General features: G+C 73.5%; 19 protein-coding genes, 1 tRNA gene and 1 pseudogene. 16 read left to right on the forward strand and 5 right to left on the reverse strand.

The genetic code is table 11. The features are described from left to right. Nucleotides 1-229: 229 nt before the first annotated feature. The 3 genes from OO47_RS26135 to OO47_RS26145 all read right to left on the reverse strand — a co-directional run bounded on the left by OO47_RS26135 (nucleotide 230) and on the right by OO47_RS26145 (nucleotide 4,746). Nucleotides 230-1,507 carry a sensor histidine kinase gene (locus OO47_RS26135; protein ID WP_030218928.1) on the reverse strand — a complete coding sequence of 426 codons (1,278 nt, stop codon included), beginning with the start codon at nucleotides 1,505-1,507 and terminating at the stop codon, nucleotides 230-232. Continuing rightward, nucleotides 1,504-2,358: a hypothetical protein gene (locus OO47_RS26140; RefSeq protein ID WP_051716229.1), complete on the reverse strand. Its 855-nt coding sequence runs from the start codon at nucleotides 2,356-2,358 to the stop codon at nucleotides 1,504-1,506. The genes OO47_RS26135 and OO47_RS26140 overlap by 4 nt, the downstream gene beginning before the upstream one ends. 132 nt (nucleotides 2,359-2,490) lie before the next feature. Then, nucleotides 2,491-4,746: a HEAT repeat domain-containing protein gene (locus OO47_RS26145; protein WP_030218923.1), complete on the reverse strand. Its 2,256-nt coding sequence runs from the start codon at nucleotides 4,744-4,746 to the stop codon at nucleotides 2,491-2,493. A gap of 624 nt (nucleotides 4,747-5,370) precedes the next feature. On the opposite strand from OO47_RS26145, the gene OO47_RS26150 reads away from it, so the two are divergent. After that, nucleotides 5,371-5,802, forward strand: a complete 432-nt coding sequence (locus tag OO47_RS26150) for a PPOX class F420-dependent oxidoreductase (RefSeq protein WP_030218921.1) — start codon at nucleotides 5,371-5,373, stop codon at nucleotides 5,800-5,802. A 50-nt stretch (nucleotides 5,803-5,852) separates the two neighbouring features. Here the strand turns inward: OO47_RS26150 and OO47_RS26155 are convergent, their stop codons facing one another. Continuing rightward, nucleotides 5,853-6,545: a thioesterase II family protein gene (locus OO47_RS26155; RefSeq protein WP_324606529.1), complete on the reverse strand. Its 693-nt coding sequence runs from the start codon at nucleotides 6,543-6,545 to the stop codon at nucleotides 5,853-5,855. A gap of 1,523 nt (nucleotides 6,546-8,068) precedes the next feature. Next, a tRNA-Arg gene (locus OO47_RS26160) sits at nucleotides 8,069-8,140 on the reverse strand. 160 nt (nucleotides 8,141-8,300) lie between these two features. On the opposite strand from OO47_RS26160, the pseudogene OO47_RS26165 reads away from it, so the two are divergent. From OO47_RS26165 to OO47_RS26235, 15 genes and pseudogenes are all read left to right on the forward strand, one after another. Then, nucleotides 8,301-8,735 (forward strand): annotated as a pseudogene (locus OO47_RS26165) (response regulator); the annotation flags it as partial. 485 nt (nucleotides 8,736-9,220) lie between these two features. After that, nucleotides 9,221-10,195: an ArgS-related anticodon-binding protein NrtL gene (gene nrtL / locus OO47_RS26170; protein ID WP_030218916.1), complete on the forward strand. Its 975-nt coding sequence runs from the start codon at nucleotides 9,221-9,223 to the stop codon at nucleotides 10,193-10,195. Between the two features lie 16 nt (nucleotides 10,196-10,211). Further along, nucleotides 10,212-11,603 carry a diaminopimelate decarboxylase gene (lysA, locus tag OO47_RS26175; protein ID WP_030218913.1) on the forward strand — a complete coding sequence of 464 codons (1,392 nt, stop codon included), beginning with the start codon at nucleotides 10,212-10,214 and terminating at the stop codon, nucleotides 11,601-11,603. Nucleotides 11,604-11,747: 144 nt separating this feature from the next. Further along, nucleotides 11,748-13,040: a homoserine dehydrogenase gene (locus OO47_RS26180; protein WP_030218910.1), complete on the forward strand. Its 1,293-nt coding sequence runs from the start codon at nucleotides 11,748-11,750 to the stop codon at nucleotides 13,038-13,040. 6 nt (nucleotides 13,041-13,046) lie between these two features. Further along, the gene (thrC, locus tag OO47_RS26185) at nucleotides 13,047-14,117 is read left to right on the forward strand and encodes a threonine synthase (RefSeq protein WP_030218906.1); all 1,071 of its coding nucleotides are present in this window, start codon (nucleotides 13,047-13,049) and stop codon (nucleotides 14,115-14,117) included. A gap of 313 nt (nucleotides 14,118-14,430) precedes the next feature. Next, entirely contained in the window at nucleotides 14,431-15,348 is a 918-nt protein-coding gene (thrB, locus tag OO47_RS26190) for a homoserine kinase (RefSeq protein ID WP_030218904.1), read from the forward strand. Nucleotides 15,349-15,762: 414 nt separating this feature from the next. After that, complete coding sequence (rho, locus tag OO47_RS26195) at nucleotides 15,763-17,850, forward strand: transcription termination factor Rho (RefSeq protein ID WP_030218901.1); 2,088 nt, start codon at nucleotides 15,763-15,765, stop codon at nucleotides 17,848-17,850. A 209-nt stretch (nucleotides 17,851-18,059) separates the two neighbouring features. Beyond that, a complete protein-coding gene (locus tag OO47_RS26200; protein ID WP_030218899.1) occupies nucleotides 18,060-19,112 on the forward strand; it encodes an LCP family protein in 1,053 nt (350 codons plus the stop codon). Nucleotides 19,113-19,247: 135 nt separating this feature from the next. After that, nucleotides 19,248-19,472 carry a 50S ribosomal protein L31 gene (gene rpmE, locus OO47_RS26205; protein ID WP_030218896.1) on the forward strand — a complete coding sequence of 75 codons (225 nt, stop codon included), beginning with the start codon at nucleotides 19,248-19,250 and terminating at the stop codon, nucleotides 19,470-19,472. Nucleotides 19,473-19,568: 96 nt separating this feature from the next. After that, a complete protein-coding gene (gene prfA / locus OO47_RS26210) occupies nucleotides 19,569-20,645 on the forward strand; it encodes a peptide chain release factor 1 (RefSeq protein WP_030218893.1) in 1,077 nt (358 codons plus the stop codon). A 74-nt stretch (nucleotides 20,646-20,719) separates the two neighbouring features. Beyond that, on the forward strand, nucleotides 20,720-21,601 hold the full coding sequence (gene prmC, locus OO47_RS26215) for a peptide chain release factor N(5)-glutamine methyltransferase (protein ID WP_051716228.1): 882 nt from the start codon (nucleotides 20,720-20,722) through the stop codon (nucleotides 21,599-21,601). A 58-nt stretch (nucleotides 21,602-21,659) separates the two neighbouring features. Continuing rightward, nucleotides 21,660-22,307, forward strand: a complete 648-nt coding sequence (locus tag OO47_RS26220) for an L-threonylcarbamoyladenylate synthase (protein ID WP_030218888.1) — start codon at nucleotides 21,660-21,662, stop codon at nucleotides 22,305-22,307. After that, nucleotides 22,304-22,951 carry an arsenate reductase/protein-tyrosine-phosphatase family protein gene (locus OO47_RS26225; protein WP_030218885.1) on the forward strand — a complete coding sequence of 216 codons (648 nt, stop codon included), beginning with the start codon at nucleotides 22,304-22,306 and terminating at the stop codon, nucleotides 22,949-22,951. Before OO47_RS26220 ends, OO47_RS26225 begins: the two co-directional genes overlap by 4 nt. Before the next feature lie 250 nt (nucleotides 22,952-23,201). Next, nucleotides 23,202-24,449 (forward strand): serine hydroxymethyltransferase, encoded by a 1,248-nt coding sequence (locus OO47_RS26230; protein WP_030218883.1) that lies wholly within the window; start codon nucleotides 23,202-23,204, stop codon nucleotides 24,447-24,449. Nucleotides 24,450-24,625: 176 nt separating this feature from the next. Continuing rightward, nucleotides 24,626-25,939, forward strand: coding sequence for an MraY family glycosyltransferase (locus tag OO47_RS26235; RefSeq protein WP_030218880.1), 1,314 nt, complete (start codon nucleotides 24,626-24,628; stop codon nucleotides 25,937-25,939). Nucleotides 25,940-26,087: the final 148 nt, after the last annotated feature.

A 26,087-nucleotide genomic window follows, 5' to 3' on the forward strand; every position in this document is an offset into this window, starting at 1 on the left:
TTTTGCGTGACGGTGTGCCGCCGTGCTCCTGCCCCGGCCCTTTGGGTGGCCTCGGGTATCCCTGGCGTCCTCGGGTGCCTCGGGGCGTCCTTCGTGTACCCCCGGATGCCCCTGGACGCCGTCGGGACGCCCCCGGGCGTTTCCGGGCGCGGGCGTCCCGGACGCCTCTCGGGCCTTCCCCGATGCCCTCGGGCCCAATGCCCCCTGGACCCGAGGGCATCGGGCGTCCTCAGGCGTTCCCCTCCGGCGGGGGATCGTCCAGGCGTACGTACTCGGGGAGCCGCAGCCGGGCCTCGGCGCCCCCGCCGGGCGCCCCGCCGAAGACCAGTTCGGCGCCGATCACCTCTGCCTGCCCCACCGCGATGGTCAGTCCGAGTCCGTGCCCCTTGCCCCCGCTCTCGGTGCGGAAGCGCTGCGGCCCCGACTCCAGCAGGTACGCGGGATAGCCCGGCCCGTGGTCCCGCACGGACACCACGGGCCCGTCCACCGTGACCACCACCGGGGGCGCGCCGTGCTTGTGCGCGTTGGACACCAGGTTCCCGAGGACCCGCTCCAGGCGCCGCCGGTCCGTCTCCACGACGGCGTCCCGGACGACCCGCACCTCCGTCTCCGTGCCCGAGGCGCGGACCACCCGTTCGGCCAGCGGGCCGAGTTCGTGCACGGCCAGGTCCACGGTCTCGTTGCGGGCGTCGAGCCGCGAGATCTCCAGGAGGTCCTCGGTGAGCCCGCGCATCGCCCGCACCCGGTCCCGTACGAGCTCCGAGGGGCGCCCCTCGGGCAGCAGTTCGGCCGCGGCCGTGAGCCCGGTCAGGGGGGTGCGCAGCTCGTGCGCCACGTCGGCGGTGAACCGCTGCTCGCTCTGCAGCTTCCGCTGGAGGGAGGAGGCCATGGTGTCGAGCGCGCCGGAGACGGTCGCCACCTCGTCCTGGGGCCGGGAGGGGTCCTTCGTCCTCGGGTCGTCCACGCGCGCGTCGAGGTCGCCGGCGCTGATCCGGCGGGCCACCTGGGCGGTGAGGTGCAGCCGGCGCGTGACCCGGGTGACGGCGAAGACGCCCACGAGCAGGGTCGCGCCGATCGCCAGGACGGAGGAGCCGAGCAGCGAACGCCCGAGCGCGTCGATCGTCCCGGCGCTCTGGGTGTAGTCGAGGCGCACGGCGAGGGCCCGGCCGTCGGCGGGGCCCGCCGCCCACATCGCGGGCCGGCCCCCGCGGTCGGCGACCACCGTGCCGCGCTCGCCGCGCAGGGCCAGCGCCCGCAGGGCGGCCGGGAGGTCCGGCGGGTCGACGCCCGCGAACCGGGGGAGCGGCTCGCCCGCCTCGTAGAGGTCGGTGACCTCGCCGAGCCGGACCAGCGCCTTCTCCCGGGCGTCGTCCACGGTCTGCCGGGTCACGGACACGTGCACGAGGGTGCCGAGCAGCGCGGCGAGGGCGCAGCACATCACCGCGATGAACACGGCGGCCTTCCAGGTGAGCGTCGCGGTCCAGGCGGGCCGCCGGAACGCCCTCACGGGGTCCCCTCGGGAGGCGGTACGGGGGAGGGCCCGACGCCGGAGGAACCGGCGGTCCCGGAAGGCTCCGGCCCGGAGGGCTCTGATCCGGAAGGGCCCGGCGCGGAAGGCCCCGACCCGGAGGACCCCGACCCGGAGGGCCCCGGTCCGGGAGGCCGGCCGGCGGGGGTCCGGCCGCCCGAGGGACCCACCCGGACGATCTCGTCCCGGGTGGGCAGCATGCTGCCCTGCCGCTCGTCCCAGGACCAGGCGGTGCGGTACTCGTACCCCGGGATCCCCGCCGATCCGACCCGCATGATCAGGTCACGGCCGGCCAGCTCCACGCTGATGACCTGGTCGACGGTGGACATGATCCGGGTGAGCCCGCCCCTCTCGGCGCGGTAGACCCGTACGGCGACCTGCTGCTCGGGCATCCGGATGCCGACGATCAGCTCGTCCCGGCCGTCGCCGGTGAGGTCGCGGTAGTACGGCCGCATGACCGGGCAGGAGGCCGGCTCGCTCACGCACGCCCCGACCGCCCGGGCGGTCTCCTCGTACAGCCCGTCCGCGCCGCTGCGCGCGTCGGGACGGGCGCGCACCTCGGCCCGGACGACCTCCACCGCGTCGACGGAGCGGACGTCGCCGCCGGCGACCCGGATCCCGGGAACGCGCTGGATGTCGGACTCGCCGTAGTCGATCGGCGGGTTCGTGGCGGGCGGCAGATCGGGCCAGAGCCGTACGGGCCCCACGGCGGGGCGCGTGGGCCCGGCGCTCTCCGGGACGCCCGTACCGGCGCTGTCGCACCCGGCGAGCACGGGACCGCCCAGGGCGCACAGGACGACGGCGGCGACGTGCACTCCGCGCGGTCCCACGTGGCCACCTGCTCCTCGGTCGGTCTGGGGGCTGCCCCTCTCCCCGTAGACCTTATGCGGACCGAAGTCCTTTTTGTCGCCCGCGCGGTACGTTCCTCCGCCGCCCGCTCCGCGTGTCCCCGTGCCGTCCGCTCAGTACGTTCCCCGCTCCATCCGGGCGAGGGCGGCCCGGCACAGGGTGAGGAGCTTCTCGTCGAGGTGGATGTCGCGCGTGCCGGAGGCGCCCTCGCGGGCGTTGTGGCGGCGTCTGCGGGTCAGCTCTGTGAGGAGGACCAGCCGGGCCTCCGAGGCGGCCGGGCCCATCTCCGCCAGGCACTCCGCGATGTCCACGCGCGCGTGCCGGTTCTCCTCCCAGGCGGCGAGCAGCACCGGAAGGGTCGCCTCCGTCTCCCCGGTCACCCGCCACAGGGCCGCCGCGGCGCGGACCCGCACCCACGGGTCCCGCGAAGCGAGGGCGGGCCGCAGGGCCGGGGCCGCCGCGACCGCCGCGGGGCCGATCTCGCCGAGGACCTGGGCGGCGGCGCACCGGTCTGCGCCCGGCAGGACCGGCCGCAGCCACCGCTCCAGGACCGGCAGCACCTCCGCCGGGTCCCCCTCGACCGCCCACAGGGCGCGCGCCGCCGCCGTGGAGACGCCGGCCGACCCGTCGGCCAGGAGCTCCTGCAGGTCCGGTACGGCCTCCCCGGCGGCGGGCCCGAAGGCCGCGAGGGTGCGCAGGGCGGCCTCCCGCACCCGGTCGCGCCGGTTCGCGGGCGCGCCGCGGAGCACCCGCAGCACCTCGGGGAGCGCCTGGACGCCCCGGGCGGCGGCCAGGGCGTGGAGCAGCGGGGCCGCCCGGTCGTACAGCCGCTCGTCCAGCTCGATCCGGGCGAGCCGGCGCCGGAGCAGGGGGGCGAGCACGGCCGCGGAGGGCCCGAGACCGTCCACGGCGTACAGCAGTTCGCGCCGCACCTCGCCCTCCTCCAGGGCGCGGGCGAGCAGCGGCACCGCGCGGACGTCCCCGGCACGGGCGAGGGCGATCAGCGCCCCCTCCCGCCCGGACCGCCCGACGCCGCCGAACCCCTCTCCGCAACCGCCGCCGAACCCGTCTCCGCCTCCCCCTCCGAACCCGTCCCCACATCCCTCTCCGAACCCGCCGAACCCGTCTCCGAACCCACCGGACCTGCCACCGAACCCACCGGACCCGTCTCCGAACCCACCGGACCCGTCTCCGAACCCGTCGGCGGGTCCCCGGGGGGCCCGGGCCAGGCGCGCCGCGAGCGCGTCGGCGGCGGGCGCGCCCAGCTCGAAGAGCCGCTCCAGGAAGGAGGTGGCGGCCTCCCGGAGCCGGGGCTCGGGGTCGTGGAGCTGGTCGCCGACGAGCCGGACGACCTCCTCGTACCGCCCGCGCCAGACCCGTATCAGCCCTCCGCACAGCCAGATCGCGTCCGAGCGCTGCCCCCAGTCGGGGCTGCGCAGCTGGGCGAGGACCAGCGCGATCCGGTCGTCGACGCGGTCGTCGAGCGCGGCGTGCAGCGTCCGCAGCAGCTCCTCGGTCCAGGGCGCGGGCCGCCCGGCCGCGTGCTCCTCCAGAAGCTCCCGCACCTGCCCGATGAGCGTCGGGGCGGCGCCCCGGGGGGGCTCGGACCCCGCCCCGGAGACGGACGCGGTCCTGATCTCCTCAAGGAGCGCCGTCACCCACGGCACGACGTCGTCGGGGATCTCGCCGGGCGCACAGCGCGCCCGCTGCGCGAGGGCCGCGAGCCGGAGCCCCGGGTCCTGGGCGGCCCGGGCGAGCCAGCCGAGCCAGTCGACGGTCTCGGCGCGCAGCGACGCGTGCCGCAGGGCGATCTGCCCGACGGCGGCCACCAGGGCGAGCCGCACCTCGGTGTCCCGCTCGACGGTGAGCCGCTCCCGGAGCAGGGTCAGCACCAGGGCGGGCTCGGGGTGCAGCGAGGCGAGCGCGTACGGCACGGCGAGCCGCACCTCGGGGTCGGGGTCCGAGACGAGTCCGAGGAAGACGTCGGACCCGGCGGCGATGGCGGCGGCGGCCATGGCGTAGTTGGCGGCGGGAATGAACTCGCCGTCGTCGAAAGGAAGTCCGCTCATCTCCTCCTCTTCCTCGTCGTCGAGCTCGATCCCCCCGATGCTGGTGAGGAGTTCGACGATGCAGCCCCGGTCCTGGACGCCGGGATCGGCGACGAGTTCGAGGAGGAAGGGGATGCAGGCGAGCGTCGAGTCGTAGACGTCGCCCTGGTGGTGCACGGCCCCGTACATGCCGTCGAGGGCCGTCTCCCGCTCGGCGGGATCGGCGGAGGCGAGTCCGCGGAGCAGCTCCGGCACGTCGTCCGCGGGGCCGTACGCATGCCCCAGCGAGGCCCAGTCGACCTCCTCGATCCCCGTCAGCATGTGCCAGGCCGCCTTCCCCGTGAGCGCTGTACCAGGCAGCAAGTGTGCACCACAGGACGGACAACAAGGCCGTACCGCCGATACCCACCCCGAGGGAGGCCCGCCCTCCGCTCTCTTTGCGCCATGTACGCTGCGGAGCAAGGCAGTTGCCCTGCGTACCCGCCTTCACGGACCCGCGCCCGCCCGCCCGGACGCGCCTCCCTCCCACCTCCCCGACCGGTCCGTCACCACCCGCGCGAGCGGTCGGTGTCCACGGCCCGCGGCGCGTCCGCCACCCGCTCCGGCGCGAAGGGCGGGGCCGGGAACCCTCCCGTACCGCTCCATACGTGGCGCGATGTCGCCCCTGGGGACTCCCCGGCGCGGCCCCCTGCGTCGCGTCTCCCGGCAAACGTCTTCTACGGGAGGCGACAGGGCGCGGGCGCCGACACGCGGACCGCTACGGGGCCGTACCGGCGCGCTCCGGAGGCCGCGTTCCGGCGGGCGCGGGAGGAGGAACCCGCACGCGACGACCGCGGACCAGGGGCCGCCCGGCGGGCGTACGGCGGCCGTCCGGCCCCCGTGGGGCAGGGGTTCGGGCGGGTGTCCACTTGACCCACCCACTCCCGGGCGGCCGATGAGCGGTCCATGACTGCCGCATCCTTCGACCCCAGGGCACTGCTCGCCGAGAGCCGCCTCGGCGTCCTCGCGACCATCAAGGCGGACGGACGTCCGCAACTCTCCCCCGTACAGCCCTCCTACGACGAGTCGGCGGGCGTCGTCCGCGTGTCGACCACCGCCGGGGCGGCCAAGGCGGCGAACCTGCGGCGGGACCCGCGGGCCACCCTGGAGGTCACGGCCCCCGACGGCATGTCCTGGGCGACCGTCGAGGGGATCGCCACGCTCACCGGGCCGGGGACCGACCCGCACGGACCGGAGGTCGAGGCGCTGGTCGAGTACTACCGGGCCGCCGCCGGCGAGCACCCGGACTGGGACGAGTACCGGGCGGTGATGGTCTCCGACCGCCGGGTGCTCATCACCATGACCGTCGACCACGTGTACGGCGCCGACATCAGCTGACGGAGCGGCGGCGCCCCGGGAGCACACCCCCGCGCGGCACCGCCTGCCGCTCAGCCGGCGGCGCGGGTCGGCAGCAGGCGGCGGACCAGTTCGGCCACCGCCTCGACGTGGTCGTTGAGGAAGAAGTGGCCGCCCTCGAAGACATGCGTCCGGAAGGCGCCCGAGGTCTGCGCGCCCCAGGCCCCGACCTCCTCGACGGTCGCCTCGGGGTCCCGGTCGCCGGTCAGGGCGACGACGGGACAGGTCAACGGCCGGCCCCCGGTGTCCTCGTACGAGGACAGGGCGCGGTAGTCCCCGCGCAGCGCGGGCAGAACCAGCTCCAGCAACTCGGGCTCGTCGAACAGGGCGGCATCGGTCCCGCCCAACGCCCTTACCCTCTCCACGAGTTCGTGGTCCTCGACCGGCACGTACCGGTCCCGCCGGCGGGCGGCGGCGGGCCCGCGGCGCCCCGAAACGACGAGCAGGTCCGGCCCGCCGCCGGGCAGCCGGCCGAGCCGCACGGCGACCTCGTACGCCAGCGAGGCCCCCATGCTGTGCCCGAGCAGCCCCCGGGGCCGCCCGCCCGACGGCCCCAGCGCCTCCACGACCAGGTCGGCCAGCCGGTGCAGATCCTCCACCGGCGCCTCGCGCAACCGGTCGAGCCGCCCCGGGTACTGCACGGCCGCCACGTCGACCCCGGGGCCGAGCGCCACGGCGAGGGGCCGCCAGTAGGCGGCGGAACCACCGGCATGCGGGAAGCACACCACCTCCCACCCCGCCCCGCTCCCACCCCCGGCCCCGGGAAAGCGCCGCAACCAGACGTCACGCGACCGCCCCATACCGCCCACCTCACCGAACTCGAACCGTCGCCGAAGAGCTTGGGCATCGTAGGTCCACTGCCCGGCCGCCCCCAATCCGCGTCCGCCGGGCTCCGCCGCCGGCCGGCACCGACCGACCTCCGCGCACGCCCACCCGGAGCAGGCGCGGAACCTTCTGGCGGCCTTCTCCCGCGTGGGCGGGTACCGGCGCGCTCGCGGTCGCCGCCCCGTCGGCTTCTTCGCCGCGATGTGCTTCGGCGGTCTTCGCCCGGCAGAGGCCGTCGCTCTGGCCGGGAGGGACCTCGTCCTTCCTGAGCGAGGACGGGGACCGGCACTCGTTCACCGGACTCGCCCGTCGACCCCCGGACAGGGGACGATCCGGGGGAGACCCACGACGACCGCGGGCCGGAGAACCGACCGGTCGAGGACGTACGGCGGGTACCCGTCCCGCCTCATCCCGTAGCCGTTCTCCGGGGACGCCCGGTCGCCTTCGGCACGGCGGATGACGGGCGGTTGTTCTTCGGCGCAAAGGGTTCGGCGGTCCCGTCCCCGACCTGCTACCGCGTCCGGCAGGAGTTTCGGCTCCTCGCGCTTCCGCCGGCCGCCGCCGCCTCGCCGCCCGCCAGTCGGCCGTACGACCTCCGGTACTCGGCCCGTCGCCCCGGCTCCATGCCGGTGCCGGTCCGACCGAGGCGGCCGAGCGCGGCGGCAACAGCGCGGAGGTTCTTGCCGTCCCGCTACGCGAAATGCCTCGACGGACGGCAGGGCGTCGCCTACCGCCGCGTTGAGGACCTGCTCCGCGGGTACGAGTGAGTCGTCCCGTCCCCACACTGAGGCCCCGGTCATGTCGTCCGGAGCCTTCCTCGTTCCGGGCCTTCGTGCGGTGGTGCTTCCTTACTTGCGCGGGCAGTTTCGCTTGTCATGCCCGCGGTAGTCGCACACGCTGCACTTCCCCGCGTTGGGAGAGACGTCGCACGACCGCCTGTCGTGCCCTCCCCTGCCGCACCAAGAGCAAGTGCGGGTCCCGTTCGCGCTCATTGCTCGTCCTCCGTGCTGTCCGTCGCTGACCGCCGTCGCGACGGAGTCTAACGTTGTGCACCTTGCCGGTTCGGCGTTCTGTCAGACGAACAGCCTTATCTGGCAGGCGAGTTTGACGTTGTACGTGTGTCCGTCCGTCAGCCTCTCCAGTTCGGCCGGGGATCCTCCCCTCACGGGAGCGGACTCTTCGCGGCACGCCGCTCTGCTCGAAGGCGTCCACGCTTTCCCCGCTCACCCGGGCGACCTCGCAGCGCTCCAGGCAGCCACCATCACCGTGCCCCCACCTGTGGCGATGCCCCGAGATCCCGGCCACGCCTCGTCCACGGACCCCGACATACGACCGCCCACCCCGGCACATGCGTACACATGCAACAAGACCCCGTGATCGGCGTTTCCGCTGATCACGGGGTCCTTTGGCACTTCCTGCGAAGTGCCCCCGGCAGGATTCGAACCTGCGCACACGGCTCCGGAGGCCGTTGCTCTATCCCCTGAGCTACGGGGGCGTCCGCCGCGTTCGGCGGCGACGGGTAGAACCCTACCAGCTCCTGAGGCGTGCCTGTGAACAGGTATTTCCGGGGTGTCACGGAGGGCCGTGTCCCCCGCACGGGTCAGAAGTGGGTAAAACCCGGACGCGGTCGGCGGGGGCGTCCTACTCTCGTTCGTGTGTCAGGCGCGTCCGGCCGGGTGCTCGTTGTCGACGACAACAAGGTGATCCGGCAGTTGATCAGGGTCAATCTCGAACTCGAGGGGTTCGAGGTCGTGACCGCGGCCGATGGTGCCGAGTGTCTGGATGTCGTGCACCGGGTCCGGCCCGATGTCGTCACCCTCGACGTCGTCATGCCCCGTCTCGACGGGATCAGGACGGCCGAGCGGCTGCGGGCCGATCCACGGACCCGGCATCTCCCGGTGGCCATCATCAGCGCCTGCGGCGAGGCCGCTGACGGGGCCGCCCCCGGCGTCGACGCCTTTCTCGCCAAGCCCTTCGAGCCCACCGAGCTCGTCCGCGTCGTGCGGCAGCTGATGCACCGCGAGCGGCGGGAGCGTCCCGGGGCGGCGGCCGGGCAGGACGGCGGAGAGGAGTCGGCGGCGGTCCTCGGGCTGACGCCCGCCGTGGTCGACGGGCCCTCGGACGGCCTCCGGGGCGAGGGCAGGGACGTCGGCAGGGAGTGCCTCCAGGACGGAGGCCGGGACGGGATCCGGGACACCCTTCCGGACGGAGCCCGGGACGGTCTTTCGGACGGAGCCCGGGACGGTCTTTCGGGCGGGGCCCGGGGCGGGGCCCAGGAGCCCCGTCGGGACGTGGCCCGCGACGGTCTTCTGGGCGGTGCCGGCGAGCGGCGGGGCGACCCCCTCTCCGACTGAGCCCTCGCGCCGGGCCTCCGTGCCGAGCCCTCGCGCCGGGCCTCCGTGCCGAGCCCTCGCGCCGGGCCTCCGTGCCGAGCCCTCGCGCCGAACCCCCCGCCGCGCCTCCGCGCCAAGCTCCCGTGCTGAGACCCGTGCGCCGCGGCCCGCGCTCGCACCCCGTTGCCCGTATGTCGAAACCGGTTCGCGTCGGTACCCCCCTCCTCCCCTACGCTTGTCCCGTGACCCCCGCGGACCTCTCCCTCACCGTGCTGCGCGCCGTGCGCCGCGCGGTCGACGACGGTGCTCTGCGGGTCGACGTCCCCCCCCGGGTGAAGATCGAGCGGGCCCGGCCCGGGGGAGCGGGCGAGTACGCCAGCAGCATCGCGCTCGCCCTCGCCCGGCCCGCCGGGCGCAGCGCCCTCGACGTCGCCGGGATCCTCGAAGAGCGGCTCCGCGGCGTTCCCGGGCTCCGGGCCGTCGAGATCACCGGGCCCGGCTTCCTGAACTTCACCCTGCGGAGCGACACCGACGCCGATCTCGTACGGGAGATCCTGGCCGCCGGGACCTCTTACGGGCACGGCACCGCCCTCGCCGGGACCGTCGTCCGCCTCGCCGGGGCCACCGAGGCCCGTGCCGCCCTCGTGGCCGAGACCCTCGTCCGGCTGCTGCGCTCCCAGGGCGCCGGCGTCGAGGCCGGGTCGGGCGACGGCGAGCGGGTTCACGTGCACCCCGGGGCCCCCGGCGGACACGGGACCGACGCCGTCCGCTGGGCCTTCCTGCGGGCCGCCCCCCACGACCGGCCCCTCGACCCCGGCCCCCTCCTCGTCCCGCACGAACGCAACCCGCTCTTCCGCGTCCAGTACGCCCACTCCCGCACCCGCCGGCTGCTCGTCAACGCCCGGCAGCTCGGGTTCACCCCCGAACCCGGCCGGCCCGGCCACCCCCGCCACCACGCCGCCCCCCTCCTCGGCGCCCTCCGCGACCACCCCCTCGCCCTCCTCTCCGCCGCCCGCCACCGCGCCCCCGACCGGGTCGCCCGGCACCTCGAAGCCGTCGCCGACGCCCTGCTCGCCTTCCAGCACACCGTGCTGCCGCTCGGCGACGAGAAACCCTCGGCCGCCCACCGCTCCCGGCTCGCGCTCGCCGAAGCCGCCGGGACGGTGCTCGCCGGTGGCCTCTCCGTGCTCGGCATCAGCGCACCCGATCGGATCTGAAAGAGCAGACGCAGACATGAGCCGTTCCGCCCACCCCGCAGGGCCCCGTCACGCCGACGTCCTCCCCGAGGGCCACTACTCCGCCCCGCCCGCCGACCTCAACGCCCTCGACCCCAAGGTGTGGTCCCGGACCGTGGAGAGGGACGAGCGCGGGACCGTCACCGTCGGCGGGATCGCCGTGACCGACCTCGCCGAGGAGTTCGGCACCCCCGCCTACTTCCTCGACGAGGCCGACTTCCGCGCCCGCTGCCGCGCCTGGGCCGACGCCTTCGGCCCGGACGCCGACGTCTTCTACGCAGGGAAGGCCTTCCTCTCCCGGGCCGTCGTGCGGTGGCTCACGGAGGAGGGGCTCAACCTCGACGTGTGCTCCGGCGGCGAGCTCACCACCGCCCTCTCCGCCGGCATGCCCGCCGAGCGCATCGCCTTCCACGGCAACAACAAGAGCGAGGAGGAGATCGAGAAGGCCGTGCGCGCCGGCGTCGGGCGGATCGTGCTCGACTCCTTCCAGGAGATCGTCCGCGTCGCCCACGTCGCCCAGTCCCTCGGCAGGCGGCAGCGCGTGCAGATCCGGGTGACCGTCGGCGTCGAGGCCCACACCCACGAGTTCATCGCCACCGCCCACGAGGACCAGAAGTTCGGCATCGCGCTCGCCGGCGGACAGGCCGCCGAGGCCGTGCGCCGGGCGCTGAAGCTCGACGGGCTCGAACTCGTCGGCATCCACTCCCACATCGGGTCCCAGATCTTCGACATGGCCGGCTTCGAGGTCTCCGCCCGCCGCGTCGTCCAGCTCCTCACCGAGGTGCGCGACGAGCACGGCGTCGAGCTGCCCGAGATCGACCTCGGCGGCGGCCTCGGCATCGCGTACACCTCCGAGGACGACCCGCGCGAGCCGCACGAGATCGCCAAGGCGCTCAACGAGATCGTGAGCAGGGAGTGCGAGGCCGCCGGGCTGCGGACCCCCCGCATCTCCGTCGAGCCCGGGCGGGCCATCGTCGGGCCCACCGCCTTCACCCTCTACCGGGTCGGCACGATCAAGCCGCTCGACGGGCTGCGCACGTACGTGAGCGTCGACGGCGGCATGTCGGACAACATCCGCACCGCCCTGTACGACGCCGAGTACAGCGTCGCCCTCGTCTCGCGGACCAGCGACGCCGAGCCGATGCTCTCCCGGGTCGTCGGCAAGCACTGCGAGAGCGGCGACATCGTCGTACGGGACGCCTTCCTGCCCTCCGACCTGGCCCCCGGCGACCTGCTCGCCGTGCCCGCCACCGGCGCGTACTGCCGCTCCATGGCCAGCAACTACAACCACGCGCTCCGCCCGCCCGTCGTCGCCGTCCGCGACGGCGAGGCGCGCGTCATCGTCCGCCGCGAGACGGAGGAAGATCTCCTGCGCCTCGACGTCGGGTGATGAAATAGTCGGGTGATGGAATTCATGTCTCACGATCCGGACGATGGGCGGAAACCCCCGTCCGGTGAGTGAGACTGGTCCTCACCGTGGAGACGGTGGAAACACGACCGTGGAAATACGAAGCAGGACGAGAAACGAGGTCGGATGATGCGTACGCGTCCGCTGAAGGTGGCGCTGCTGGGCTGTGGAGTGGTCGGCTCAGAGGTGGCGCGCATCATGACGACGCACGCCGACGACCTCGCCGCGCGCATCGGCGCCCCGGTCGAGCTCGCCGGCGTGGCGGTCCGCCGTCCCGACAAGGTCCGCGAGGGCATCGCCCCGGAGCTGATCACCACCGACGCCACCGCCCTGGTCAAACGGGGGGACGTCGACGTGGTCGTCGAGGTCATCGGCGGCGTCGAGCCGGCCCGCACCCTCATCACCACCGCCTTCGAGCACGGCGCCTCCGTCGTCTCCGCCAACAAGGCGCTGCTCGCCCAGGACGGCGCGACCCTCTACGAGGCCGCCGCGCGGCACGGGCAGGACCTGTACTACGAGGCCGCCGTCGCCGGCGCCATCCCGCTCATCCGGCCGCTGCGCGAGTCCCTCGCCGGCGACAAGATCAACCGGGTGATGGGCATCGTCAACGGCACCACGAACTTCATCCTCGACAAGATGGACACCTCCGGCGCCGGCTACTCCGAGGCGCTGGACGAGGCCACCGCCCTCGGGTACGCCGAGGCCGACCCGACCGCCGACGTCGAGGGCTTCGACGCCGCCGCCAAGGCCGCCATCCTCGCCGGGATCGCCTTCCACACGCGCGTGCGCCTGGACGACGTCTACCGCGAGGGCATGACCGAGGTCACCGCCGCCGACTTCGCCTCCGCCAAGGAGATGGGCTGCACCATCAAGCTGCTCGCCATCTGCGAGCGGGCCGCCGACGGCGGGTCCGTCACCGCGCGCGTGCACCCCGCGATGATCCCGCTCAGCCACCCGCTGGCCTCCGTCCGCGAGGCGTACAACGCGGTCTTCGTGGAGGCGGAGGCCGCCGGGCGGCTCATGTTCTACGGCCCCGGCGCCGGCGGCTCGCCGACCGCCTCGGCCGTGCTCGGCGACCTCGTCGCCGTCTGCCGCAACAAGCTCAACGAGGCCAACGGCCCCGGGGAGTCCGCGTACACCCAGCTGCCCGTCAGCTCCATGGGCGAGGTCGTCACGCGGTACCACATCAGCCTCGACGTGGCCGACAAGCCGGGCGTCCTCGCCCAGGTGGCGACGGTCTTCGCCGAGCACGGCGTGTCGATCGACACCGTCCGCCAGCAGGGCAAGGACGGCGAGGCCTCCCTCGTCGTCGTCACCCACCGCGCGCCCGACGCCGCCCTCTCCGGGACCGTCGAGGCGCTGCGCAAGCTCGACACCGTGCGCGGTGTCGCCAGCATCATGCGTGTTGAAGGGGAGTAAGGACCCATGACCAGCAAGGGCACCCACCAGTGGCGCGGCATCATCGAGGAGTACCGGGACCGCCTTCCGGTCACGGAAGCGACGCCGGTCGTCACGCTCCGTGAGGGCGGTACGCCGCTCGTTCCGGCTCAGGTCCTCTCCGAGCGCACGGGCTGCGAGGTGCACCTCAAGGTCGAGGGCGCCAACCCCACCGGCTCCTTCAAGGACCGGGGCATGACCATGGCCATCACCCGGGCCAAGGAGGAGGGCGCGCAGGCCGTCATCTGCGCCTCCACCGGCAACACCTCCGCCTCCGCCGCCGCCTACGCGGTCCGCGCCGGCATGGTGTCCGCCGTCCTCGTGCCCCAGGGCAAGATCGCGCTCGGCAAGATGGGCCAGGCCCTCGTGCACGGCGCGAAGATCCTCCAGGTCGACGGCAACTTCGACGACTGCCTCACCCTGGCCCGCGCCCTCTCCGAGAACTACCCGGTGGCGCTGGTCAATTCGGTCAACCCGGTCCGCATCGAGGGCCAGAAGACCGCCGCGTTCGAGATCGTGGACATGCTGGGCGACGCCCCCGACATCCACGTCCTCCCGGTCGGCAACGCGGGCAACATCACCGCGTACTGGAAGGGGTACAAGGAGTACGCCACCGACGGCCTGGCCACCCGCCGGCCGCGCATGTGGGGCTTCCAGGCCTCCGGTTCCGCCCCGCTCGTGCGCGGCGAGGTCGTCAAGGACCCGTCGACGATCGCCACCGCGATCCGCATCGGCAACCCGGCCTCGTGGGAGTACGCGATCGCCGCGCGCGACGAGTCGGGCGGCTTCATCGACGAGGTGACGGACCGTGAGATCCTGCGCGCCTACCGCCTGTTGGCCGCGCAGGAGGGCGTCTTCGTCGAGCCCGCCTCGGCCGCCTCGGTCGCCGGCCTCCTGAAGGCCGCCGAGCAGGGCAAGGTCGACCCCGGCCAGCGGATCGTCTGCACCGTCACCGGCAACGGCCTCAAGGACCCCGACTGGGCCGTCGCGGGCGCCCCGCAGCCCGTCACCGTCCCGGTCGACGCCGCGGCCGCCGCCGAACGCCTCGGCCTGGCCTGATCCCGTTCCTCCGTACGGGGGACGAGTCCCGCAGGACCGTCCCCCGTACGGGAACGCGCGCGGGGTGAAACCCGATCAGGAACGCACAGAGGGGCACAGGTCGGCCCGCGACACGCATCGTGCGCCTCCTGTGCGCCCTATGTCGCCACAGAACCTTCCTTCGATAGGCTGTACCGACCCGCCCCGACGCATATGCGCGGTGTCGTTGCCGTTGTCGCCCCCGTGGCCGAAACGGCCCGCCGGGTCCCGGTGTACTTCTCTTGAAATACCCGTTGAAATGCCCGTTGTCGCAATCAAGGAGAGTCATCGAGCGATGGCCGGTCCAGCGTTCCGCGCCGCCGCCGTACGGGTGCGCGTCCCCGCCACCAGCGCCAATCTCGGTCCGGGCTTCGACGCCTTCGGCCTGTCGCTGGGGCTCTACGACGACGTGGTCGTCCGGGTCGCCGACTCCGGGCTGCACGTCGACATCGCCGGCGAGGGCGCCGAGACGCTCCCGCGCGACGAGAGCCACCTGCTCGTACGCTCCCTGCGCACGGCCTTCGACCTGCTCGGCGGGCAGCCGCGCGGCCTGGAGGTCGTCTGCGCCAACCGCATCCCGCACGGCCGCGGCCTCGGCTCCTCCTCCGCCGCCATCTGCGCCGGCATCGTCGCCGCCCGCGCCGTGACCATAGGCGGCGACGCGAAGCTCGACGAGGCCGCCCTCCTGGAGCTGGCCACCGAGATCGAGGGCCACCCCGACAACGTCGCCGCCTGTCTCCTCGGCGGATTCACCCTCGCCTGGACCGAGTCCGGCGCCGCGCGGGCCATCAGGATGGACCCCTCCGATTCCATCGTTCCGGTGGTTTTCGTCCCCGGAAAGCCCGTACTGACCGAGACCGCCCGCGGACTCCTGCCGCGCACCGTCCCCCATGTGGACGCCGCCGCCAACGCCGGACGCGCCGCCCTCCTCGTCGAGGCCCTGACCCGCCGCCCCGAGCTGCTGCTCGCGGCCACCGAGGACCGGCTGCACCAGGAGTACCGGGCCCCCGCGATGCCCGAGAGCGTCGCCCTGGTCAACCGGCTGCGGGCGGACGGCGTCCCCGCGGTCGTCTCCGGCGCGGGCCCCACGGTGCTCGCGCTGGCCGAGCGGGGGACCGCCGACAAGGTCGCCCTGCTCGCGGGCGAGGGATGGGCCGCCAACCGGCTCGACCTCGACGCGTCCGGCGCGTGCGTCCTGCCGCTGGCGCCCTAGGTGAGACGGCCGGGGCGCCGGGCAGCGCCCGGGTCGGGAGATTGCCGGTGAGCGAGAGGGGGAATGTTTGTTGGAGCCGGTAGTGTTAACCTCAAGTCTGCACCCGACCTCTTTGTGGAGCGGTGCGGAGTGTCCCCTCAGGGACCACCCATTCTTCCGGGAGCCTCCCCGACTGCCTGAGCAGCCCGCCTGAGCAGTTTCGAGCACGCTCCGGAACCGGCACGACACCCCTCGCTCTTCTCTCGTGAGGGCCGAGCAGGGGGCCTCGGGCCGGACCCACAGCACGTTTCCTCTCTTCCGCCGCACCCGGCGGGACCACCGCCCCGGACTCGGTCCACACACCAGGACCCTGCCGGACAGCACAACCGGTCGCCGAGCCAGATGGCCGACGTCCGCTCCAGGGAAGGACCCTTCGTGAGCGACACCACCGATCTGATGGGCGTGACTGCCGACAACAGTGTCGACAACGCCGCGCCCGCCGCAGGTGCTGCCACCGGCGGCACCGCACGGCGCCGCCGCTCCGGCACCGGCCTTGAGGGCATGGTCCTGGCCGAGCTGCAGCAGGTCGCGTCCGGCCTCGGCATCAGGGGCACCGCGCGCATGCGCAAGAGCCAGCTGATCGAGGTCATCAAGGAGGCGCAGGCCGGAGGGGGCTCCGCCGCCCCGGCCAAGGCCGCCGACGCCGCCGAGACCAAGCCGAAGCGCCGCGCCACCTCCAAGGCCCGTACGGGCGAGACCGCCGCCGAGCCCGCGGCCGAGGCCCCCGCCCCCAAGGCGGAGAAGGTCGAGAAGGCCGCCGGTCAGCAGCAGATCGACATCCCGGGCCAGCCCTCGCCCAAGACCCCGTCGGAGCAGGGCGCCGGCGACGAGCAGCCGGCCGGCGAGCGCCGCCGGCGCCGCGCCACCGCCCCCGCCGGTTCGCCGGACGGCGCCGCTCCGGCCGAGACCGCCCAGGCGGTCAAGACCGAGGCTCGTACGGAAGCCCGCACCGAGACCCGCGAGGTCAGGGCCGAGGCGCCGCAGACCGACACCCGGACCGAGGGCGCCGTCGACGGCGCCGAGGGCCGCGGCCGCCGGGACCGCGGCGAGCGCGGCGACCGCCGCGACCGCCGGGACCGCCAGCGCGACCGCAAGGGCGACGACCAGCAGGGCGGCGGCCAGGGCGGCCAGCGCAAGGACCGCCAGGAGCGCCAGGGCCAGGGGGGCGGCCAGGGCCAGCAGGGCGGCCAGCAGTCCGGTCCGCAGGACGACTACGACGACGAGGCGGGCGGCCGCCGGGGCCGTCGCGGCCGCTACCGCGACCGCCGCGGGCGTCGCGGGCGCGACGACTTCCAGGCCGGCGAGCCGCAGGTCGCCGACGACGACGTCCTGATCCCCGTCGCGGGCATCCTCGACATCCTCGACAACTACGCGTTCATCCGGACCTCCGGCTACCTGCCCGGCCCGAACGACGTGTACGTCTCCCTCGCCCAGGTCCGCAAGAACGGCCTGCGCAAGGGCGACCACGTCACCGGCGCCGTGCGCCAGCCGAAGGAGGGCGAGCGCCGCGAGAAGTTCAACGCGCTCGTCCGCCTGGACTCCGCGAACGGCATGGCGGCCGACTCCGGCCGCGGCCGTCCGGAGTTCAACAAGCTGACCCCGCTCTACCCGCAGGACCGGCTCCGCCTGGAGACCGACCCGGGCGTGCTGACCACGCGGATCATCGACCTCGTGTCGCCGATCGGCAAGGGCCAGCGCGGTCTGATCGTGGCCCCGCCGAAGACCGGCAAGACCATGATCATGCAGGCGATCGCCAACGCGATCACCCATAACAACCCCGAGTGCCACCTGATGGTCGTCCTGGTCGACGAGCGTCCGGAAGAGGTCACCGACATGCAGCGGTCGGTCAAGGGCGAGGTCATCTCCTCGACCTTCGACCGCCCGGCCGAGGACCACACCACCGTCGCCGAGCTGGCCATCGAGCGCGCCAAGCGCCTCGTGGAGCTGGGCCACGACGTGGTCGTCCTGCTCGACTCGATCACCCGCCTGGGCCGCGCGTACAACCTCGCCGCCCCGGCCTCCGGCCGCATCCTGTCCGGTGGTGTCGACTCGACCGCGCTCTACCCGCCGAAGCGCTTCTTCGGCGCCGCGCGCAACATCGAGGACGGCGGCTCGCTGACCATCCTGGCCACCGCGCTGGTCGACACCGGCTCGCGCATGGACGAGGTGATCTTCGAGGAGTTCAAGGGCACCGGCAACATGGAGCTCAAGCTCGACCGGAAGCTCGCCGACAAGCGCATCTTCCCGGCCGTCGACGTCGACGCCTCGGGCACGCGCAAGGAGGAGATCCTCCTCGGCAGCGACGAGCTCGCCATCACCTGGAAGCTGCGCCGCGTGCTGCACGCGCTCGACCAGCAGCAGGCGATCGAGCTGCTCCTCGACAAGATGAAGCAGACGAAGTCGAACGGCGAGTTCCTCCTCCAGATCCAGAAGACCACCCCCGGAGCGAGCAACAACGACTGACGCGGTCCACGAGATCCGCGTCACACGGCGCGGTCCGGGCCCCGGCCCGTGACCCCGCCGTGACCTGCGCCGAACGCCGCGCCCACCGTGTCCGCACGGTGGGCGCGGCGTTTTTCCGCCCGAACCGCGCGGATCCGCGCGGAGCCGCGTGCAACCCTTTCGGACGCCCGCCCGTCACAGAAGGTGAATCCAGGGCCGAAGGACGGGCGATGACCGAGCAGACGAACAGTGGCCGACGCCGCAAGGTGCCGTTCTTCCTCACGGGGGCCCTCGTGGTCCTCGTCCTCGGCGGCGCCGGCCTCGGCTACGCCTCCTACAAGAAGCTCGACCACAACATCCAGGGCGTCGACATCAACGCCCAACTCGGCACCCAGCGCCCCGTCGACGTCGACGACGGCTCCATGGACATCCTCGTCCTCGGCTCCGACTCGCGCTCCGGAGACAACGGCGCCTACGGCAGGGACGAGGGCGGCGCCCGCTCCGACACCGCGATGGTCGTCCACGTCCACGAGGGCCACAAGAGGGCCAGCGTCGTCTCCATACCCCGCGACACCCTGATCACGAGGCCGGACTGCACCGACGCCCACGGCGCCGGGGTGCCCGGCCGGAACCGCGCCATGTTCAACACGGCGTACGAGGTCGGCGGCCCCGCCTGCGCCGTGAAGACCGTCGAGGCGATGTCCGGCATCCGCATGGACCACTACATCGAGGTCGACTTCACCGGCTTCAAGGAGATCGTCGACGAGCTCGGCGGCGTCGGGATCACCACCACCCGGCCCATCAAGGACGACGACAGCCACCTCGACCTCGCCCCGGGCCCCCACACCCTCGACGGCGAGCAGGCCCTCGGCCTCGTCCGCACCCGCAAGGGCGTCGGCGACGGCAGCGACCTCGGCCGCATACAGCTCCAGCAGGCCTTCATCAAGGCCCTCGTCGAGCAGGTCAAGGGCGTCGGCGTCCTCACCGACCCGGCGAAGCTCCTCGGCCTCGCCGACGCCGTCACCAGGGCCATCACCCCCGACTCCGAACTCGACTCGGTCCAGGAGCTGACGGGCTTCGCCCGGGGCCTCTCCGGCATCGACGCCGGAAGCGTCCACATGGTCACCCTGCCCGTCGCGTACGACCGGATCGACCCCAACCGCGTCGTGCCCCTGGAGCGGCAGTCCGCGCAGCTCTGGAAGGCGCTCAAGGACGACCTGCCCGTCCCCGCCTCCGTCACGGAGGACACCGCCGCCGGAGCGGCCGGGGGCGTCGTGAGGTAGGCCGGGAATACCTCCGGCCCGACCCCGGTTTGGGGAGATGCGGCCGGTCCTGGCAGACTGGTACGTCGGCCCCGGTTCACGCATGCCGCAACCCGCGGCGGCGACCCGGTGCCCTCCCGGAACATAGGAGACACCTTGAAGCGCGAGATCCACCCCGAGTACGTCGAGACCCAGGTCAGCTGCACCTGTGGCGCGTCGTTCACCACCCGCAGCACCCTCACCGACGGCACCATCCGTGCCGAGGTCTGCTCCGAGTGCCACCCGTTCTACACGGGCAAGCAGAAGATCCTCGACACCGGCGGCCGCGTCGCCCGCTTCGAGGCCCGCTTCGGCAAGGCCGCCGGCTCCGCCAACAAGTAGCGAGCCCCTGCGCCGGTCCACGGTCGCCCCGCGCGGGTGGCCGGGACCGGCGCTTTGGCGTCCCCGTAGCAACTGACGAAAACCAGGAGCCCCCGCATGTTCGAGGCGGTCGAGGAACTGGTCGGCGAGCACGCCGACCTCGAGAAGAAGCTGGCGGACCCCTCGGTCCACGCCGACCAGGCGAACGCGCGCAAGCTCAACAAGCGCTACGCCGAGCTGACCCCGATCGTCGCCACCTACCGCTCCTGGAAGCAGACCGGTGACGACATCGAGACCGCCCGCGAGCTGGCGCACGACGACCCCGACTTCGCCGCCGAGGTCAAGCAGCTGGAGAAGGACCGCGAGGAGCTGACCGACAAGCTCCGCCTGCTCCTCGTCCCACGCGACCCCAGCGACGACAAGGACGTCATCCTGGAGATCAAGGCCGGCGCCGGCGGCGACGAGTCCGCGCTCTTCGCCGGCGACCTGCTCCGCATGTACCTCCGGTACGCCGAGCGCGTCGGCTGGAAGACCGAGATCATCGACGCCACCGAGTCCGAGCTCGGCGGCTACAAGGACGTCCAGGTCGCCGTGAAGACCAAGGGCGGCAACGGCGCCACCGAGCCCGGCCAGGGCGTCTGGGCCCGGCTCAAGTACGAGGGCGGGGTGCACCGCGTCCAGCGCGTGCCCGCCACCGAGTCCCAGGGCCGCATCCACACCTCCGCCGCCGGCGTGCTCGTCACGCCCGAGGCCGAGGAGGTCGAGGTCGAGATCCACGCCAACGACCTGCGGATCGACGTCTACCGCTCGTCCGGCCCCGGCGGCCAGTCGGTCAACACCACCGACTCCGCCGTCCGCATCACCCACCTGCCGACCGGCATCGTCGCCTCCTGCCAGAACGAGAAGAGCCAGCTCCAGAACAAGGAGCAGGCCATGCGCATCCTGCGCTCCCGGCTCCTTGCCGCCGCCCAGGAGAAGGCCGAGGCCGAGGCCGCCGACGCCCGCCGCAGCCAGGTCCGCACCGTCGACCGCTCCGAGAAGATCCGGACGTACAACTTCCCGGAGAACCGCATCTCGGACCACCGCGTCGGCTTCAAGGCGTACAACCTGGACCAGGTGCTCGACGGCGAACTGGACGCGGTGATCCAGGCCTGCGTCGACGCCGACTCCGCGGCGAAGCTCGCCGCGGCGTAGCCGCCGAGGCCGTGCGGCCCGCGAGGACCGTACGGCCACCCCTCAAGCCCCACCCCGCACCACGGAGGACCAGCGTGCAGTCACTTTCTGGGGGGCGACCCCCAGGCCCCCGCAGTCTGCTGCTCGCCGAGGTGGCCCAGGCCACCCGGCGGCTGGCCGACGCCGGCGTCCCCTCCCCGCGCTTCGACGCCGAGGAGCTCGCCGCGTTCGTGCACGGCGTCAAGCGGGGGGAGCTGCACAACGTCAAGGACGCGGACTTCGACGCCCGCTACTGGGAGACGGTCGCCCGCCGCGAGGCCCGCGAACCCCTCCAGCACATCACCGGGCGGGCGTTCTTCCGCTACCTGGAGCTCCAGGTGGGCCCCGGCGTCTTCGTGCCCCGCCCGGAGACCGAGTCGGTCGTCGGCTGGGCCATAGACGCCGTGCGCGCCATGGACGTCGTCGAACCGCTCGTCGTCGACCTGTGCACCGGCTCCGGGGCCATCGCCCTCGCCATGGCCCAGGAGGTGCCGCGCTCCCGCGTGCACGCCGTCGAGCTCTCCGACGACGCCCTCGTCTGGACCCGGAGGAACGCCGAGGGCTCCCGCGTCACCGTCCACCAGGGCGACGCGCTCACCGCCCTGCCCGAGCTGGACGGCCAGGTCGACCTGGTCATCTCCAACCCGCCGTACATCCCGCTCACCGAGTGGGAGTACGTGGCGCCCGAGGCCCGCGACCACGACCCGGAGATGGCCCTCTTCTCCGGCGAGGACGGCCTCGACACCATCCGCGGCATCGAGCGCACCGCCCACCGCCTGCTCCGCCCCGGCGGCCTCGTCGTCATCGAGCACGCGGACACCCAGGGCGGCCAGGTGCCGTGGATCTTCAACGAGGAGGCCGGCTGGGCGGACGCCGCCGACCACCCCGACCTGAACAACCGGCCGCGCTTCGCGACCGCCCGCAAGGCAATGCCGTGACGGCCCCGACCGTCACCACCGCCATGACGAACCACGCGTACGAGGAGGCCGGGAACTGATGGCACGGCGATACGACTGCAACGAGGCGACCGACCGACTGACGGGCCTGCGCGAGGCCGCGTCCGCCGTCCGCCGGGGCGAGCTGGTCGTGCTGCCCACCGACACCGTGTACGGGATCGGGGCGGACGCCTTCAGCGGCGAGGCCGTGGCGGACCTGCTGGCCGCCAAGGGGCGCGGCCGCAACATGCCCACGCCCGTGCTCATCGGCTCCCCGAACACCCTCCACGGCCTGGTCACCGACTTCTCCGAGCAGGCCTGGGAGCTCGTCGACGCCTTCTGGCCCGGCGCGCTCACCCTGGTCGCCCGCCACCAGCCGTCCCTCCAGTGGGACCTCGGGGACACCCGGGGCACCGTCGCCGTCCGGATGCCGCTGCACCCGGTCGCGATCGAACTGCTCACCGAGGTCGGCCCGATGGCCGTCTCCTCGGCCAACCTCACCGGCCACCCGTCGCCGGAGGACTGCGACGCCGCGCAGAACATGCTCGGCGACTCCGTCTCCGTCTACCTCGACGGCGGCCCGACGCCCGGCAACGTCCCCTCGTCCATCGTCGACGTGACCGGCCCGGTGCCGGTGCTGCTGCGGCAGGGGGCGCTCTCCCCGGAGGAGCTCCGGAAGGTCGTACCCGACCTCGAGGTGGCCAATTGACCGCCCCTGAGGGGCGTGGCATAGCGGGGCACGACGACAGCGACACCTTCCGCATCCTCCACGTCAGCACCGGCAACGTCTGCCGCTCGCCGATCACCGAGCGGCTGACCCGCCACGCCCTGTGCGACCGGCTCGGGGACCCCCTCGGCGGCGGCCTGATCGTGGAGAGCGCGGGCACCTGGGGCCACGAGGGGGCCCCGATGGAGGCCAACGCGGAACTGGTCCTCGCCGACTTCGGCGCGGACTACAGCGGCTTCGTGGGGCGCGAGCTCCTCGACGAGCACGTCATCCGCGCGGACCTCGTCCTGACGGCGACCCGCGACCACCGGGCGCAGGTCATCTCGATGGGCCACTCGGCGGGCCTGCGCACCTTCACCCTGAAGGAGTTCACCCGCCTGGTCCGCGCCATCGACCCGGCCACGCTCCCGGACCCGCGCGACGAGGGCATGGTCGAACGCGCGCGCGCCCTGGTCCGCGCGGCCGCGGCTCTACGCGGGTGGCTCCTGGCCCCGTCCCCGGACGCGGACGAGGTCAACGACCCGTACGGCGCCCCCATCACCTTCTTCCGCTCGATCGGCGACGAGATCAACCAGGCCCTGGACCCCGTGGTGACGGCTCTGACCGGGGTGGCGGCGCGGCGCTGAGCCGATCGGGCCCGGCCCCGTCCGGCGGCGGAGTCCGGCGCAGCGGCCCGAAGCCCGGGAGGCCCCTCGGGGCCGAGCGGCGCGAGGGGCGCGTCGGGGAGGGTGCTCAACCAGGCCCTGGACCCCGTGGTGACGGCTCTGACCGGGGTGGCGGCGCGGCGCTGAGCCGGCCGGCCGTGCTTCTCGGCGCGCGGGTCCGGCGGCCCGTACCTACATTGGTGCTGACATCCCTCCACGCCCGGAGTCAGCCATGCCGGTCACCGCGCCCCCTCACGACGCCCTCGACGTCCTGCGCCGGCAGGACCCGGAGGTCGCCGACGTGCTGCTCGGCGAGGAGCGGCGGCAGGCCGACAGCCTCCAGCTGATCGCGGCGGAGAACTTCACCTCGCCCGCCGTCCTCGCCGCCCTCGGCTCCCCGCTCGCCAACAAGTACGCCGAGGGCTACCCCGGCGCCCGGCACCACGGCGGCTGCGAGTACGCCGACGCCGTCGAGCGGATCGCCGTGCGACGGGCCACCGCGCTCTTCGGAGCCGACCACGCGAACGTCCAGGCCCACTCCGGCTCCTCGGCCGTCCTGGCGGCGTACGCGGCCCTTCTCAGGCCCGGTGACACGGTCCTCGCCATGGGCCTGGAGCACGGCGGGCACCTCACCCACGGCTCGCCCGCCAGCTTCTCCGGCCGCTGGTTCGACTTCGTCCCGTACGGCGTCGACGCCGAGACCGGGCTCGTCGACCACGAGCAGGTCGCCGCCCTCGCCCGCCACCACCGCCCCAAGGCGATCGTCTGCGGCTCCATCTCCTACCCCCGCCACCTCGACTACGCGGTCTTCCGCGAGATCGCCGACGAGACCGGCGCCTACCTGATCGCCGACGCGGCCCACACCATCGGTCTGGTCGCCGGGGGAGCGGCCCCCAGCCCCGTCCCGTACGCCGACGTCGTCTGCGCCACCACCCACAAGGTGCTGCGCGGCCCGCGCGGCGGGATGATCCTGTGCGGGGAGGAGCTCGCGGGCCGGATCGACCGGGCGGTGTTCCCGTTCAGCCAGGGCGGCGCCCAGATGCACACGATCGCGGCGAAGGCGGTGGCCTTCGGCGAGGCGGAGGCGCCCGCGTTCACCGCGTACGCCCATCGGGTGGTCGAGCACGCCCGGTTCCTCGCCGCCGCCCTCGCCGCCGAGGGCTTCGCGCCGATCACCGGCGGCACCGACACCCACCTCGTCACCGCCGACCCCGCCCCCCTCGGCGTCGACGGGCGCACCGCCCGCACCCGGCTCGCCGCCGCCGGCATCGTCCTCGACACCTGCGCCCTGCCGTACGGGGAGGCGCGCGGCATCCGGCTCGGCACGGCCGCCGTCACCACCCAGGGCATGGGCGCCCCCGAAATGGCCAGGATCGCCGGTCTGTTCACCGCCGCGCTCCGCGACGACCCCGGGGAGACGGCCCGGGTAAGGGCCGAGGTCCGCGCGCTGACCGGCCGGTTCCCGCCGTACGCACGCTGACTTCCGCGCCGTACGGGCGCCGGTTTCCCCACCGTACGGACACCCGGGTTTTCCGTCGTACGGACATCGGGCGGGCCCCGGCGCAACCGTCCGGGCCCCCCGCGTGTCTCCCAGCACATGGACGGCACGGCTAGGGTGTGGGGCTGAGATGGCCAGCGATTCCTGTGGGGCAGCCCGTGCGTGATTACCTGCTGACGCTCTGTGTCACGGCCGCGGTGACCTACCTGCTCACCGGTCCGGTGCGCAAGTTCGCCATCGCGACCGGGGCGATGCCGGAGATCCGCGCCCGCGACGTGCACCGAGAACCGACTCCGCGGCTCGGTGGCATCGCCATGTTCTTCGGGCTGTGCGCGGGCCTCCTCGTCGCCGCCCACCTGCAGAACCTCGGCAGCGTCTTCGACCTGTCCAACGAGCCCCGCGCGCTGCTCTCCGGCGCCGCGCTGATCTGGCTGATCGGCGTCCTGGACGACAAGTTCGAGCTGGACGCGCTCATCAAGCTGGGCGCGCAGATGATCTCGGCCGGCGTCATGGTCGCGCAGGGCCTGACGATCCTGTGGCTGCCGATCCCCGGCGTCGGCGTCGTCTCCCTGACCCCCGGACAGGGCACGCTCCTCACCGTCGCCCTGGTGGTCCTCACCATCAACGCGGTGAACTTCGTCGACGGCCTCGACGGCCTCGCCGCCGGCATGGTCTGCATCGCCGCCACCGCCTTCTTCCTGTACGCCTACCGCCTCTGGTACGGCTACACGATCGAGGCCGCCGCCCCCGCGACCCTCTTCACCGCCATCCTCATCGGCATGTGCCTGGGCTTCCTGCCGCACAACATGCACCCGGCGCGGATCTTCATGGGCGACTCCGGCTCGATGCTGATCGGCCTGATCCTGGCCGCCTCCGCCATCTCGATCACCGGCCAGGTCGACCCCGACGTGCTGAAGCTCTTCGAAGGCTCGACCCGCGAGGCCACCCACGCCGCCCTGCCGGTCTTCATCCCGCTGCTGCTGCCGCTGACGATCATCGCGATCCCGATGGCGGACCTGGTCCTGGCGATCGTGCGCCGCACCTGGAAGGGCCAGTCGCCGTTCGCGGCCGACCGCGGCCACCTGCACCACCGGCTCCTGGAGATCGGCCACTCGCACAGCCGCGCGGTGCTGATCATGTACTTCTGGTCGGCCCTGATCGCCTTCGGGACGCTGGCGTACTCGGTCCACTCGACCTCGATGTGGATCGTCCTCGGGGTCGTCGCGCTCAGCGCGATCGGCCTGGTGCTGCTCCTGATGCCGCGCTTCACGCCCCGCGCGCCCCGCTGGGCCGAGTCCGTCGTGCCGCCCCGCTACCGGCGCCGCAAGCCGGCCCCGGTCGCGGAGGCGGCCCCGGAGCCGGTCGCGGCCGGGACGGAGCGGGTGCCGGTGCCCGCCGGCATCAACGGCGCCACCGCCATCGGCAACCGCGCGCGCTTCACCGACCGGCGGAAGGCCGGAACGCCAAGTTGACGAAGGCCGCGACGGCGGTCATTACCAGACAAGCCACCCCGCTGTCGCGCACACACGCGCGGGGTAACTCTCATGTGTGACAACTGGCACACCTTATGGGTAAAGACCTATTCAAATAGTTTGTGATACCGTTCACGAGACCCGGCGA

Source organism: Streptomyces bikiniensis (assembly GCF_000716625.1).
GTDB classification, from domain to species: domain Bacteria; phylum Actinomycetota; class Actinomycetes; order Streptomycetales; family Streptomycetaceae; genus Streptomyces; species Streptomyces bikiniensis.

Excerpts from the sequence above, each read along its gene's own strand:
- lysA (WP_030218913.1), top strand. The coding sequence starts at position 10,212 with ATGAGCCGTTCCGCCCACCCCGCAGGGCCCCGTCACGCCGACGTCCTC.
- thrB (WP_030218904.1), top strand. The coding sequence starts at position 14,431 with ATGGCCGGTCCAGCGTTCCGCGCCGCCGCCGTACGGGTGCGCGTCCCC.
- OO47_RS26200 (WP_030218899.1), top strand. The coding sequence starts at position 18,060 with ATGACCGAGCAGACGAACAGTGGCCGACGCCGCAAGGTGCCGTTCTTC.
- prfA (WP_030218893.1), top strand. The coding sequence starts at position 19,569 with ATGTTCGAGGCGGTCGAGGAACTGGTCGGCGAGCACGCCGACCTCGAG.
- OO47_RS26230 (WP_030218883.1), top strand. The coding sequence starts at position 23,202 with ATGCCGGTCACCGCGCCCCCTCACGACGCCCTCGACGTCCTGCGCCGG.
- OO47_RS26180 (WP_030218910.1), top strand. The coding sequence starts at position 11,748 with ATGATGCGTACGCGTCCGCTGAAGGTGGCGCTGCTGGGCTGTGGAGTG.
- OO47_RS26220 (WP_030218888.1), top strand. The coding sequence starts at position 21,660 with ATGGCACGGCGATACGACTGCAACGAGGCGACCGACCGACTGACGGGC.
- OO47_RS26145 (WP_030218923.1), bottom strand. The coding sequence starts at position 4,746 with ATGCTGACGGGGATCGAGGAGGTCGACTGGGCCTCGCTGGGGCATGCG.
- OO47_RS26150 (WP_030218921.1), top strand. The coding sequence starts at position 5,371 with ATGACTGCCGCATCCTTCGACCCCAGGGCACTGCTCGCCGAGAGCCGC.
- thrC (WP_030218906.1), top strand. The coding sequence starts at position 13,047 with ATGACCAGCAAGGGCACCCACCAGTGGCGCGGCATCATCGAGGAGTAC.